The following is a 13,330-nucleotide window of genomic DNA, read 5'->3' as shown; positions in this document are numbered from 1 at the left end:
GGGCACTGACGTGCCCGAGATTTTCCCAAGCCTCACGCCTCGCGTCTGTAACCAAAAGTTACGAAACGAGCGGGGTTGGGCTGCGGCGAAGGACACGAGACCTCTCGATAGGTCTCTCGATACGTAAAAGAAAACGGCCCGAGGCGAATGAACCGCCCTGGGCCGATTTATATGCTGCCTCGCAGCATCGATGCGCCGTTGATTCGTTGTGCATAACGAAACAATGGAGGCAACCGAAACAACGCGTCGATGCAAAAGTCTCAGCGAGCGCGCGAGACCTGCCTATCTGCCTGTCGTCAGCGCAGTTCGCGACGCAGCACCTTGCCGACCGGCGTCTTCGGCAATTCGGTGCGGAACTCGATGACGTGCGGCACCTTGTAGTTAGTCAGATGCTGACGGCAGAAGTCGATGATGGCCTTCTCGCTCAGATCCGCCGACTTCTTGACGATCACGGCCTTGACCGCTTCGCCGGTGCGCTCGCTCGGTACGCCGACCACGGCCGACTCCAGCACGCCCGGGCACATCGCCAGCACGCTCTCGACTTCGTTCGGATAGACGTTGAAGCCCGAGACGATGATCATGTCCTTCTTGCGATCGGTGATGCGGACATACCCCTTGTCATCCATCGTGCCGATGTCGCCGGTGCGCAGCCAGCCGTCCGGGGTAATGGTCTTGGCGGTCTCATCGGGGCGATTCCAGTAGCCCTTCATGACCTGCGGGCCACGCACGCAGATTTCGCCTTCCTGACCGAAGTCGAGCGCCTCATTGGCGTCGTTGCGGATACTGACTTCCGTCGACGAGATCGGAAGACCGATCGACCCGTTGAACTCGCTGCCGAGCGGGTTGATGCATACGGCAGGCGATGTCTCGGTGAGCCCATAAGCCTCGATCAGCGGATGCCCCGTGACCTTCTGCCAGCGCTCGGCGACGGCGCGTTGCACGGCGGCCCCGCCGCCAAGCGCGCACTTCAGTGCGCTGAAGTCGAGCTGATCGAAGCCCGGGGTATTGAGCAAGCCGTTGAAGAGCGTGTTCACGCCGGTCATGAACGTGAATTTCCACTTGCCCAGCTCCTTCACGAAGCCCGGCATGTCGCGCGGGTTGGTGATGAGCAGATTGAGCGCGCCGAGCTGGAGGAAGACCAGACAGTTCGCCGTCAAACAGAAGATGTGATACAGCGGCAGGGCGGTGACGATGATCTCCTTGCCTTCTTCCAGACCGGAGCCGATCCACGCGCGCGCCTGCAGCATGTTGGCGATCATGTTGTGATGCGTGAGCATCGCGCCCTTGGCCACACCGGTCGTGCCGCCGGTGTATTGCAGGAACGCGATGTCGTCATGACCGAGCTGCGCTTCCTGCAACTTGGCGCGTGCCCCCTGCGCCATGGCGGTGCGGAACGGCACGGCATGAGGAATGTTCCACTCGGGCACCATCTTCTTCACGTGACGCACGACGTAGTTCACGATCCAGCGCTTGGGCGCCGGCACGAGGTCGCCGATGGCGGTGGTGATGACGTGCTTGACCGGCGTATTCGGCAGCGCCTTTTGCAGCGTGGCGGCAAAGTTCTCGATGACGAGAATCGCCGCGCAGTCCGCGTCCTTGAGCTGATGTTCGAGTTCGCCCGCCGTATAAAGCGGATTGACGTTCACGACGACCATTCCCGCGCGCAGGATGCCGAAGACGGCGACCGGATATTGCAGGAGGTTCGGTGACATGATGCCCACACGCGAACCGCGTTGTAAGCCGGGCAGGCTTTGCAGATAGGCGGCGAAATCACGCGACTTGCGTTCTAGGTCGGCGAACGTCAGCGTGACACCGAGATTGGTAAACGACGGGCGATTCGCAAACTTCTGGCAGCTTTGCAGGAACAGGTCGTTCAGCGAACGATAGGTGTTGACGTCGATCTCGGCCGGCACGCCGGGCGGATAGCTCTTGAGCCAGACTTTTTCCATGAGCGCCTCCTTGAATTTGGTTTTTATCGCATCGTGGCCGCCGGGGGAAGTACCAGGCAAAGTACGGGCGGGCCGATGCGTCGTTTCATCGCATGTCGTGTGGGGGTGCGAGCGGGGCGTCTCCTTGCCCGATACTGTCTCGCTGCGCAGCGGGTGCGCCATTCGATGCGTTGCAAAAAGCCGTAGCATACCGTGCCGTTTCCGGGGCGAGCACATGGAAAGCCCTGATTTGATGCGGGTTTGCGTGGAGTAATTGTTCTAGCGGCAAAGGCTTGCCATTGAGGGCGATTCCGCGCTAATCCCGCATGGAACGCGGGATGCGGCGGGCAAATCGGGGATATGACAAAAGAATTGCAAAAAACACTTGCGTGGCAGACTGGTTTCTTACATAATTCTGTTCTCACAGCGCGGCTGTAGCTCAGTTGGATAGAGTACTTGGCTACGAACCAAGGGGTCGTGGGTTCGAATCCTGCCAGCCGCGCCACCTATTTCGAGGGTCTCCTCACGGAGACCCTTAGTTTTTCGGGAGAGTCCTTCCCAGTGGCGTACCGAGTGTCATGCACCGGTGACGTTGTTGAGAAGGTCAGCCGACAGCCAGCAGGATCGTCTGGTCGGTGTCTCGTGCAGTAAGTGCGGCTGTAGCTCAGTTGGATAGAGTACTTGGCTACGAACCAAGGGGTCGTGGGTTCGAATCCTGCCAGCCGCGCCAACTCAGTTGGCAAAAACGCTCCAGAGGCGAAAGCTTCTGGAGCGTTTTTCGTTTACCTGTCGTTTGCTTGCTCGCCGTCTGTTTTGCATTCCCTTCCGTCGCGGCATGACGATTTTCTCCCAGTACCGTCACGCCGTCATAGGCGCCATACCGCCACCGTGGACGCTCACCGTTATCGATGCGGCGTCCACGATGCAGGTCAGCCCGTTCAGATCGTTCAGCCGGTCGTGCTGTTCACCTGCCATCCCAACCCCAACGCCTTCTGCAACGTCACGAACGACTTTAGCAGTTGCGCGTCGCCGGCAATCCGGTCCTGCTCTGCCGAGAAGCGCGTGCGTTCGGCGTCGAGCCAGTCGAGCGTGCTGGCCGTTCCGGCGCGATAGCGTTGACGCGTAAGCGTCGCCGCGCGCGATGCCGACGACTCCACGCTTTGCAGGCGATAGACGTTTTCGCGTTGATGGCCGTAGCGCGCCAATGCCACATCGGCGTCGCGCAACGCCGTCAGGACCGCGCTTTCATACTTGGCCTGTGCCTGATCGCGCCCGGCCTTAGCGCCATCGACACCTGCCTGCACGCGTCCGAAGTCGAGCGCGTTCCATTGCAGACGCGGCAACGCCAGCCAACTGAAGTTGTCCTTGCGCAGCAGATGGCCGGGGTCTAGCGCGGAGTAACCGAGTTCGCCCATGATCGAGAGTTTCGGGAACCAGTTGGCGGTCTGCACGCCGATCTGCGCGTTCTGCGATGCCAGACGTCGCTCCGCCGCACGAATGTCCGGACGCGCCTGCAACAGTGCCGACGGGTCACCGATGGCCACCTTGGCCGGCACGCGGGGCAGCGCCTTGGGCGATTTGAGTTCGTTGTCCAGGGCGCCGGGCGCACGGCCGGTGAGCAGTGCCAACTGATCGAGCGACTCGATGACGTCGGCCTCTAGCGGCAGCACGCGCGACTGCGTCTGTTCGACTTGTGTGAAGATGCGTTCGACGTCCAGCTCCGAGGCCACGCCACCGGCCCGGCGCTGACGCGTCAGATCGAGCATCTCGCCTTCGAGCTGCGCAGAATCGCGCACCAGTGCGAGACGCGCCTGCTGATCGCGCAATGCAACGTAGGTCTGCGCGACTTCGGCAGCGAGTTGCACGTGGGCATCGGCGAGATCCTCCGACGCGGCGTCGGCGTCGGCACTTGCCGCTTCGACCGCCCGGCGGGTACCGCCAAACAGATCGATTTCCCAACTCGCGTCGAAGCCCGCGATGTAAAGGTCGAGCGGCCCGCGCCCGCCGCCGCTACCGTTGCCCGTGAGCGCGCCGAGGTCCGGCGAGCGCGTGCGAATGGCGGCCAGATCGACGGTCGCCTTCGGCAACAGATCGGCCTGGTGACTGCGCAGGCTCGCACGCGACTGACGCACCTTCGCCTGCGCCGCACGGATGTCAGGGCTATTGGCGATGGCGTCGTCGATGAGCGCGGTGAGTTGCGGATCGTCGAGTCCTGTCCACCAGCGCGCGACGCCCGGGGTGTGCGCTTCGACGCCTTCGCCCGCGTGAGCAAACGTCGCGCCGGTCCGCAGCGCATCGTTCGCCACCTCGGGGGCACCGCGATAGTCGGGGCCGACCGTGCAACCGGCGACGAGAAAGGCGGCCGCAACCGCCAGGGTTCGTAGAGAAAAAGTCATGTTCGATCAATGCCCGCCAGAGGAGAATCCGGCCGGTTGCTTGAGCAGTAGGGCAAGCGGCACGCAAAGCAGCAACGCGATACCCAGTGCATAGAAAGTCTCGGAAAACGTAATCACGCTCGCCTGTCTCGCGATCTCGGCGGCCAACTGCGCCGTGGCCTGCAACTGCGCGTGGACCATATCGCCCGATTGCGCGAAGAAACTTGCCGCATTCGCCGAGAGATGTTCCTGCCCCATCGGATTGTTCGCGGTGAGAGATTCGCGCAGCACGGCGTCGTGATAGTCGGTGCGACGATCGATGAGGGTGCCCAGCAGCGCGAGGCCCACGGAGCCGCCGAGGTTGCGTGCCATGTTGTAGAGGCCTGCGGCGTCACCGGCGTCCTGTGCTTCGACAGCCGCCATCGAGGCCTGATTGAGCGGCATCATCGCGAGCATCTGCCCGACGCCTCGCAGCAATTGCGACAGCGTAAAGTCATGCCCCACGCTCTGTGCCGTGAGATCGATGTCGAGCATGCAACTGGCGAAGAAGAACAACAGCCCGAGAATCACGAGCAGACGTATGTCGACTCGGCTGATCAGGCGAGGCAGGAACGGCATCATCAGGAACGCGGGCAATCCGGAGAGCAGCATGATGTTGCCGGACTGCTGCGCGTTGTAGCCCGCGATGGTTGCGAGGAACTGCGGCAGCAGATACGACACGCCATACAGCCCGGCCCCGACCGTGAACACGATGTAGATCACGCTCGCGTAGTTCTTGTTGCCCAGCAACGAGAGCTTGACGATGGGCTTCTCGGCGGTGAACTGCGCCACGAGCATCATGCCGATGCCAAGTGCCGACAGTATCGACAGCCAGATGATCATGTGCGAGTCGAACCAGCGTTCGCGCTGACCTTCTTCGAGCACCACGGTAAGCGAACTCAGTCCGATGGCCAGCCCCACGATCCCCAGCCAGTCCGCCTTGAGGAAGGCCTGCAAGTTGGTTGGCTCGCGTTTGAGACCGAGGATGAGCAGCGTGACGATGGCGGCCGACAGCGGCAGGTTCAGGAAGAAGCACCAGCGCCAGTTCGCGTTTTCGGTGAGCCATCCGCCAACGACCGGACCGAGTAGCGGCCCGAGCAGCACGATCAGTCCGAACATCGCCATGCCGACGCCCATCTGGTGACGCGGCAATCGCGTTCGGATGATCATCTGCGCCGTCGGGATCATGGCGCCGCCAGCGAAGCCCTGTCCGATACGACCGATGACCATTTCGGGCAGGCTGCTCGACGCGCCGCACATCATCGAGAACAGCGTGAAGAAGACGGCATTGAGCATCAGAAAGCGTCGCAGACCGAGCACGCGCGTGAGCCACGCCGCCAGCGGAATCATGACGATTTCCGACATGAGATAGCCGGTCGAGATCCACGTGCCCTCGGTGCCCGATGCGCCGATCTGCCCCTGAATCTGCGGCAGTGCGGAGTTCGTGATCGAGATGTCGAGCGTGGCGAGCAACGCGCCGAGCGCGCCGGCCGCCACCGCGATCCAGTCTGACGCCGTGGCGTTTGCCGGGGCCGCCGGGTGTGCCGCCGGCGCGTGGGTGACGCTGCCAGCGCCCGTATTAGCCACGTTGGACTCCGTCGCCGGACGTCGCTGCGGCGTTGGCCGCATTGGCATTCGACGGTGCGTTCATGAGCGGGCCGACCGCCGAGCCGAGCGGCGCGCTAAGCGACACCTGTGTCGGTTCCGCTCGTGCCGCCTGCTTGGCCGGTGCGGCCGCCGTGGCCGTCGTAGCGTTGTGGTGCGTGTCGACATCCGCCGTCACCGAGAGTCCCGGCAACAACACGGCACGCAACGATTCCGGCGCTTCGAGACGAATGCGTACCGGCACGCGCTGCACGATCTTCGTGAAGTTGCCCGTCGCGTTCTGGGCGGGCAGCAGTGCGAACTGCGAGCCCGTGCCCGGCGACACGGAGTCGACCACGCCATGGATCGGCTCGCCCGGCAATGCGTCGACGTGAATCGTCACCGGCTGGCCGGCGCGCATATGGCCGACCTGCGTTTCCTTGAAGTTGGCCGTCAGATAGACGTTCTGTACCGGCACGACCGTCAGCAGCCGTGTGCCCGGTTGCGCGAACTGACCGACGCGCACGGCGCGGTCGCCGACGCGTCCGGCGAGCGTGCTCTTGACGACGGTATCCGCCAGATCGAGTTCTGCCTTGCGGGCACTGGCCTGCGCCACCGCCAATTGCGCCTTGGCCTGCGCGAGCGCGGCCGTCAGGGTGTCCGTCTGACGCTCCGTTGACTGAAGGCTGGCCTCGTTGCTCTTGAGCGAGGCGTCCGCGCGGGTGCTGGTGTTGCGCAGTTCGGCCAGACGCTCGTCCGTCTCGGCGCCGGTTGCCACGAGCGGGGCGTAACGCTTGACCTGACCGGCCGAGTAAGCAGCATTGGCGCGGGCGCTGTCGAGTTCGGCACGTGCCTGCGCGATGGTCGCGGCGTGCTGCGACAGCTCGGCCTGCGCGCGGGCGACGTCCGCCTCACGGGCGGCCACGGTCGCGGCGGCTTCGTCGTACGCGGCCTGATACTGGCGGCCATCGAGTCGTACGAGCGGCTGGCCGACGCTGACCGTCTCGTTGTCGCGCACGAGCACTTCCGTCACATAACCGCCGACCTTCGGGGCGACGGTCATGCTGTCGGCTTGCAGGTAGGCGTCGTCGGTCGACTCAATGAAGCGTCCCACGAACCACCAGTGCGCCCCCCAGCCGAGGCCGGCGACGATCCCCAGCGCCAGCGCGCCGAACAGCATCTTCTTGCGGCGCGGATTGGCCGGCGCCTTTGTCTGGTCGGGCTTTGCGGCGCTTTCCTGCGCCTTGGCGGCCGGGGTGTCTGCGGGTCGCGCCATCGTCTGCACCGACTCCGACGGCTTGACCTGTGCTGCGGTGGTCATGGGAATTTTCCTCAAATTATTCCAATTGGCAGAATTATTCCAGTTGATCGATTTATGTCAAGTGTTATATTTTTGACGAAAGTTTTGGCAAGCAAGGGGATACATGACGGGAACATCACGTGCTGCGCGTGTTCAGAGCACACCCGCGCGCCCGCGACATGCGGTCGATACGGGATACCAACGTGGCGAGGAGACGCGTGCGCGCATCATCCTCGCGGCGATCAAGTGCTTCGGGGAGTTCGGGTTTTCCGGGGCGTCCACGCGCGACATCGCGAACGCGGCGGGCGTGAATGCGCCCGCGCTTCAGTACTACTTCGACAACAAGGAAGGGGTGTACAAGGCTTGCGTCGAGTACATCCTGGAACTCGTGCTCGGGCAGATGGGCGAAGCCATCGAGTTGGCCGAGCAGGTGGTGGCCGATCCGAATGCGACCGACGAGCAACTGATCGACGCCTTCTGCGAGTTGCAGAGCCGCAAGGGCGGCTTCATGGAGAAGAGCCCGGAGATCGAGGGCTGGAACATGTTCATGGCGCGCGAGCAGGCGGGGCTGGGGCCCGACGCGGGCTTCAAGGTCTTTCACGATCGCTTTTCCAGCCGTCTGGCGGCGGTCGGCTCGAATATCGTGACGCGACTCGCCGGTGTCGAACCCGACAACGAAGCGATGCGCGTTCGTGCCGTGTGCATCAGCACGCTCGGCATGGCGTTTCGCGTAATGCGCCGCTCTGTCGATTGTTCGATGGGGTGGGGCACTGAGCCGAGCCCCGAGCGTAACCGCATGGTGCGCGAAGCCGTGATGGAACAGACGCGCTACCTGTTGGAGCGCACCGTGCGCGAACGCAAGGCTGCGGCAAAGTAAGCTGCGCGGCACATAACGAAATGGGGGCACTGACACGTGCCCCCATTTTCATTTCAGCGCATTGCGGCGCATGCCGATGCCTCGCGGCAACGAGAACGACAGCAACAGCAAGAACGACAACGTCACCACATCACGTTCACGCGATCAGGACTGCGTGGCCGTTCGCCCCTGCGGTTCGCCATCGCGCTTGCGATACCAGAGGAAGTAGACCAGCAGCACGACAGCGACGAACGGCACACCGAAGATCAGCGTCATGCGGAAGACACCGGTGAAGAGCGTCGTGAGCATGATCGCGGCCATGAGCGCTGCGCCCAGCAGTGTGAGCCACGGAAAACCCCACATACGAAACGCCAGCGGCGGATGCGATTCGCGTCGCCACGCGCGACGGAAGAAGAAGTGCGTGACAAAGATCATCATCCACGTGAGCATCGCGCCGAACATCGAGATCGCCATCATGAACGTGAACGACGACTCGGGGTACAGGAAGTTCACGAGCGTCGCGAGCGCAATGCCGACCGTCGAGAGCAGCAGCGCCGCGAGCGGCACCCCGCGACGGTTCACTTCGCCGAAGCGGGCGGGCGCGTAGCCGGCGCGCGAGAGCGAGAACATCATGCGTGTGGTGATGTAGAGCTGGCTGTTCATCGACGAGAGCGCCGCGATCAGCACCACGAAGTTGATGACGCCGGCAGCCCCCGGAATGTTGATGGCCTGCATCACCTTCACGAACGGGCTCTCGTCCTGACCGGCGGCGGTCCACGGCACGATGGCGAGCATCAGCGCGAGCGTGAGCAGATAGAACAGCACGAGGCGCACGACTGTCGAGCGGAAGGCGCGCGTCACGGCACGCTCGGGGTTCTCTGCCTCACCGGCGGCGACCGCGATCATTTCGATGGACAGGTAACTGAAGATCGAAATGATGACCGCGATCCACATGCCCCAGAGGCCTTTCGGGAAGAAGCCGCCGTGTGCGGTGTAGTTGGCGAAACCTGCGGGTGAGTGAGCGGCGTCTGCGACCGAGTTCGGCGCGATGAAGACCACATACGCGCCGATCAGAATGAAGATGACGATGGCGGTGATCTTGATGAGCGAGAACCCATACTCGATGGCGCCGAACAGGTTCACAGACATGGCGTTCACGAGCACCAGCGCGGCGGAAAAGCCCGCGACCCAGTACCAGCCCGGCACCTGTGGGAACCAGTACTTCATGTAGACGGCGATGGCGCTGACTTCCGTGCCGACGGCGAGCACGATGCAGGACCAATACGCATAGCGCACCAGAAAACCGGCCCACGGCCCGATGTAATGCTCGGCGTACGCGCCGAACGAGCCGGACGTCGGGTGAGCGACCGTCATCTCCGCCAGACACCCCATGAGCATGAGCGCGATGAGTGCGCCGATGGCATAGGAGATCAGCACGCTCGGTCCGGCGAAGCCGATGGCGAAACCGCTACCGAGGAAAAGTCCTGTGCCGATCGCGCCGCCGATGGCGATCATGGCCATCTGACTTGCGGTGAGCGAACGACGCAGGCCTTGCTCGCGCTTCGTGATGTGCGAGAAGTCGCGGGGCCTGGCCGAGGACGTCGACTGAGTGGACCGGGTCGGCTGGGGAGACTGGGGAGTACGCGTCATGACACACCTCTGGGACACCGCACGATCGAGATGAGCGCGGCATCTGCATGAGTACAACATTGCTTGTCATTGCCCGTTTGCGCGACGCAATACGGCATTGGCCGATGCACCGCGCTGTGCCTGTGGCCAGGATGCCGGAATCGCAGGCGCGAGCGGGCCCCGCCGCCCCGATCGGAACCGGGGCGGGTGATACGAACTGCAAAAAGTGAAGCCTTCTGGCGGATCGGATGGCGCAGGGCGTGCGTTTGATGCGCTCGATGCGCGCCCTGTGCGTGCCGCTTAGAAGATGTGGCGGATGCCCGTGCCCACGCCGACCTGCGTCGAGTTACCCGGCAGTTCGACGCGTGCGGCGCCGCTGACCTTGTTGTAATCGACCGTGCCGTAGACCTGCGTGCGCTTGGACAGCGCGTACTCGGCGAGCAGCACATACGTGTAACGACGGCCCGAGCCGGCGTCGCCCGCCTGTGCGTTGATGTTCTTGATGTCGTCGAAGTACGCGGCGCCGGTGATGGCGAGGTTCGGCATGGCCTGGATGGTCGTGCCGAGGTAGAACGTCATGTCCTTGCGCGGGTTGTCGTTCAGGTTACCCGTAGTGACCGTGTGCGCCGGATCGTTGAGCGTGCTGTCGAGCCAGCCGCTGCGGTCGCGTCCGCCCATGTAGCCGACGAACACCTTGGCGATGGAGACGCTGTAGATACCGCCCAGGCCCCACATCTGCTGCACGCGCTTGCTGGCATCGCGGGCGGCCTGATACACGCCGGCAATCTGGAACGGGCCCATGGCGTAGGCGGCGCGTGCACCCCAGTAGTTGCTTGCGGCCATCGTGCCAGCCGTGTTGCCGAAGCCGTAGGTTGCGCCGACGGACAGGCCGCCGAACGTGCCGGCGTAGCTCACGGCGTTATCCACACGACCGCGCGTGATGTTGTACATCCACGAGTTGTTCGCGTAGTTGCCGATCGTGAGCGGATCGAAGTCGCCGTACACGTTGAACGCCTCGGTCGCCTGACGACCGATCTTGATCGTGCCGTACTGGTTCTGCAAACCGACGAATGCGTAACGATCGAACAGACGCGGGTTGTTGGCGAGCGTGCCGTTCTGCGGGTTGATACCCGATTCCAGCTGGAAGATCGCCTTCATGCCGCCGCCCAGATCTTCCGAGCCCTTGAAGCCGAAGCGGCTGTTGGTCACGGCGCCGTTGGTCACTTGCCAGAGAGCGTCGTTATTGGCGTTGGCGTTGGTCTGATAGCGCACGCTCTGATCGACGATCCCGTACAGCGTGACGGAACTTTGTGCGGCAGCGGTGGTGCTGAAGGCGAGGCCGCAAGCGGCCGAAATGATGGCCAGACTGGCCGGAAGTGCAGACTTCATGGGTCTCCTTGGTGCGTCTTGTAGACGTTTTTTTTGGTGAACGCTTAAAACGATCCGCAGCTCCTTCCGATAAAGGAGATTACGGATTCTTCTCGGCACGACGACTGCAATATTAGAAACGGCCCCATCGGGAATATGTCACCCATGCGGCCCGGGGCCGAGAGCTATCATATCAACGCAAAAATGGAATTTGCTTGCTATTTCTAGCGGGCAACTGGCAATAATTCGAAGGATCTGCCAGAATCCATGAAAATTTGATGGATTCTGCCAATGAACCTCGACCTTGCCGACCTGCGCATCCTCCGCCATCTGGAACTCAATGGCCGCATCTCCAATCAGGAACTGGCCGACGCCGTTGGCTTGTCGCCATCGGCATGCCTGCGCCGGGTGAAATTGCTGGAGGACCGGGGGGTGATTTCCGGATATCGCTGCATCGTGGACGCACAGCATATCGGTCTGGAGTTCGAAGCGCTAGTGCAAATCACATTGCGTCCGGACGTCGATCAGTGGCATGAAAAGTTTCTGGCGTGCGTGCAGAACTGGCCGGAAGTCGTCACGGCCCGCATCGTCACCGGCTCTGCCAATTACATCTTGACGGTAAGAGCGCGTAACCTCGCGCATTACTCCGACTTTATCGTCAATGAGCTATACCGGGCGCCGGCTGTCATGTCGATTCAATCGAACATTGTCCTAAAGACAATTAAAAACACGCAGTCGCTCGTCGATCTCGTGAAGCAGAAATAAAAAATACAAAACATATTAACTATTCTCGAAATTTGAGAATACATTCTTAAAAGAAGAGACGCAGCATGGCAGTGATCACCACGATTGAGGATTTACGGGTTCTGGCGCAGCAGCGGGTGCCGCGCATGTTCTATGAGTATGTCGATTCCGGGTCCTGGACCGAATCCACATATCGGGCGAACGCGGCGGACTTCGGCGGCATTGAATTCCGGCAGCGCGTGGCCGTGAACATCGAGCATCGCAGCACACGCACGACGATGCTCGGCGAGTCGGTGGCGATGCCGGTGGCGCTGGCACCCACGGGGATGACGGGCATGCAGCATGCCGACGGCGAAATTCTCGCGGCGCGTGCCGCTGAGGCGTTCGGTGTACCGTTCACGCTCTCGACGGTGTCCATCTGCTCCATCGAGGATGTGGCGGCGCATACCAAGGCGCCGTTCTGGTTCCAGTTGTATGTCATGCGCGATCGCGACTTTATCGAACGTCTGATCGATCGCGCCAAGGCGGCCGGTTGTTCGGCGTTGATGGTGACGATGGATCTGCAAATCAGCGGCCAGCGTCACAAGGACATCAAGAACGGTTTGTCCGCGCCGCCCAAGCTGACGCTGCCGAACATCGCGAACATGATGACCAAGCCGCGCTGGTGCATGGGCATGCTTGGCACGCGACGTCGCACGTTCGGCAACATCGTGGGACATGCGAAAGGGGTGGACGACATCGGGTCGCTTGCCGCATGGTCGGCCGCGCAGTTCGATCCGTGTCTGTCGTGGGACGACGTCGAGTGGATCAAGAAGCGCTGGGGCGGCAAGCTGGTGCTCAAGGGCGTGCTCGATCCCGAAGATGCGCGTGCGGCGCGCGACACCGGGGCGGACGCCATTGTGGTGAGCAATCACGGCGGCCGCCAACTGGACGGTGCGATCTCGACGATTCGCGCGTTGCCGGACATCGTGGCGGCCGTGGGGCGCGACACGGAGGTGTGGCTCGACGGCGGCATTCGTTCGGGGCAGGACGTGATCAAGGCGATGGCGCTGGGCGCGAAGGGCACGCTGATCGGGCGTCCGTTCCTGTATGGCCTGGGCGCGATGGGCGAAGCGGGCGTGCGCCGTGCGCTGGAAGTGATCGCGAAGGAGATGGACGTGACGATGGCCCTGACAGGCCGTACGAACGTCGAGCGTCTCGACACTTCGATGCTGATCCCGGGCAGCTACCCGACGGGCATCGGTCCCTACCTTCCGGAACCGGGCAGGCCGTAACACGACTCTCGCCACTCACGCGATACAACGAAACCGCAGCCATCGTGCTGCGGTTTTTTTATTGACGTAGGGGCATTCCGATAAATGTGCCGCGGTGTGCCGGTGAAGGTTAGACGAGGTCATGATGTCGCAACGTCATTGCACGACGACGCAAGGAGGTTTTCGAAATTACAACAAATGTGTTGTGTAGTGTGGGTGATCATCACAACAAATCTGTTGTATTATTCGATTTC

9 protein-coding genes and 2 tRNA genes are annotated in these 13,330 nt (G+C 62.4%); 5 read left to right on the top strand and 6 right to left on the bottom strand.

Going from position 1 to position 13,330, the window contains the following annotated elements:
- Nucleotides 1–296: 296 nt before the first annotated feature.
- Nucleotides 297–1,949, bottom strand: a complete 1,653-nt coding sequence (locus tag C5N93_RS11430; RefSeq protein WP_242559350.1) for an AMP-binding protein — start codon at nucleotides 1,947–1,949, stop codon at nucleotides 297–299.
- A 407-nt stretch (nucleotides 1,950–2,356) separates the two neighbouring features.
- Here C5N93_RS11430 and C5N93_RS11425 point away from each other — a divergent pair.
- Both C5N93_RS11425 and C5N93_RS11420 read left to right on the top strand, forming a co-directional pair.
- Nucleotides 2,357–2,433, top strand: a tRNA-Arg gene (locus tag C5N93_RS11425).
- Nucleotides 2,434–2,581: 148 nt separating this feature from the next.
- A tRNA-Arg gene (locus tag C5N93_RS11420) sits at nucleotides 2,582–2,658 on the top strand.
- 217 nt (nucleotides 2,659–2,875) lie between these two features.
- Here the strand turns inward: C5N93_RS11420 and C5N93_RS11415 are convergent.
- From C5N93_RS11415 to C5N93_RS11405, 3 genes are read right to left on the bottom strand one after another with little or no spacing between them, the layout of a single operon-like run.
- Nucleotides 2,876–4,324, bottom strand: a complete 1,449-nt coding sequence (locus C5N93_RS11415) for an efflux transporter outer membrane subunit (protein WP_242559349.1) — start codon at nucleotides 4,322–4,324, stop codon at nucleotides 2,876–2,878.
- Nucleotides 4,325–4,330: 6 nt separating this feature from the next.
- Entirely contained in the window at nucleotides 4,331–5,929 is a 1,599-nt protein-coding gene (locus tag C5N93_RS11410; protein ID WP_242559348.1) for a DHA2 family efflux MFS transporter permease subunit, read from the bottom strand.
- Complete coding sequence (locus tag C5N93_RS11405) at nucleotides 5,922–7,106, bottom strand: HlyD family secretion protein (protein ID WP_242559438.1); 1,185 nt, start codon at nucleotides 7,104–7,106, stop codon at nucleotides 5,922–5,924. Before C5N93_RS11405 ends, C5N93_RS11410 begins: the two co-directional genes overlap by 8 nt.
- Nucleotides 7,107–7,350: 244 nt before the next feature.
- Between C5N93_RS11405 and C5N93_RS11400 the strand changes: the two genes are divergently transcribed.
- The gene (locus tag C5N93_RS11400; RefSeq protein WP_242559347.1) at nucleotides 7,351–8,103 is read left to right on the top strand and encodes a CerR family C-terminal domain-containing protein; all 753 of its coding nucleotides are present in this window, start codon (nucleotides 7,351–7,353) and stop codon (nucleotides 8,101–8,103) included.
- A 144-nt stretch (nucleotides 8,104–8,247) separates the two neighbouring features.
- Here the strand turns inward: C5N93_RS11400 and C5N93_RS11395 are convergent, their stop codons facing one another.
- Both C5N93_RS11395 and C5N93_RS11390 read right to left on the bottom strand, forming a co-directional pair.
- The gene (locus tag C5N93_RS11395; protein ID WP_242559346.1) at nucleotides 8,248–9,732 is read right to left on the bottom strand and encodes an amino acid permease; all 1,485 of its coding nucleotides are present in this window, start codon (nucleotides 9,730–9,732) and stop codon (nucleotides 8,248–8,250) included.
- Nucleotides 9,733–10,011: 279 nt separating this feature from the next.
- Nucleotides 10,012–11,100, bottom strand: coding sequence for a porin (locus C5N93_RS11390; protein ID WP_150721300.1), 1,089 nt, complete (start codon nucleotides 11,098–11,100; stop codon nucleotides 10,012–10,014).
- Between the two features lie 270 nt (nucleotides 11,101–11,370).
- Between C5N93_RS11390 and C5N93_RS11385 the strand changes: the two genes are divergently transcribed.
- Nucleotides 11,371–11,844, top strand: a complete 474-nt coding sequence (locus C5N93_RS11385; RefSeq protein ID WP_058377695.1) for an Lrp/AsnC family transcriptional regulator — start codon at nucleotides 11,371–11,373, stop codon at nucleotides 11,842–11,844.
- A gap of 65 nt (nucleotides 11,845–11,909) precedes the next feature.
- Nucleotides 11,910–13,097 carry an alpha-hydroxy acid oxidase gene (locus C5N93_RS11380; RefSeq protein WP_150721299.1) on the top strand — a complete coding sequence of 396 codons (1,188 nt, stop codon included), beginning with the start codon at nucleotides 11,910–11,912 and terminating at the stop codon, nucleotides 13,095–13,097.
- Nucleotides 13,098–13,330: the final 233 nt, after the last annotated feature.

Source organism: Pandoraea sp. LA3 (assembly GCF_022696215.1).
Taxonomy (GTDB): Bacteria; Pseudomonadota; Gammaproteobacteria; order Burkholderiales; family Burkholderiaceae; genus Pandoraea; species Pandoraea capi.
This window is presented reverse-complemented; position numbering and strand designations above follow the sequence as displayed.

Bases quoted from the DNA above. Each gene is read 5' to 3' on its own strand.
- C5N93_RS11430 (WP_242559350.1), bottom strand. From the start codon at position 1,949: ATGGAAAAAGTCTGGCTCAAGAGCTATCCGCCCGGCGTGCCGGCCGAG.
- C5N93_RS11415 (WP_242559349.1), bottom strand. From the start codon at position 4,324: ATGACTTTTTCTCTACGAACCCTGGCGGTTGCGGCCGCCTTTCTCGTC.
- C5N93_RS11405 (WP_242559438.1), bottom strand. From the start codon at position 7,106: ATGCTGTTCGGCGCGCTGGCGCTGGGGATCGTCGCCGGCCTCGGCTGG.
- C5N93_RS11400 (WP_242559347.1), top strand. From the start codon at position 7,351: ATGACGGGAACATCACGTGCTGCGCGTGTTCAGAGCACACCCGCGCGC.
- C5N93_RS11395 (WP_242559346.1), bottom strand. From the start codon at position 9,732: ATGACGCGTACTCCCCAGTCTCCCCAGCCGACCCGGTCCACTCAGTCG.
- C5N93_RS11390 (WP_150721300.1), bottom strand. From the start codon at position 11,100: ATGAAGTCTGCACTTCCGGCCAGTCTGGCCATCATTTCGGCCGCTTGC.
- C5N93_RS11385 (WP_058377695.1), top strand. From the start codon at position 11,371: ATGAACCTCGACCTTGCCGACCTGCGCATCCTCCGCCATCTGGAACTC.
- C5N93_RS11380 (WP_150721299.1), top strand. From the start codon at position 11,910: ATGGCAGTGATCACCACGATTGAGGATTTACGGGTTCTGGCGCAGCAG.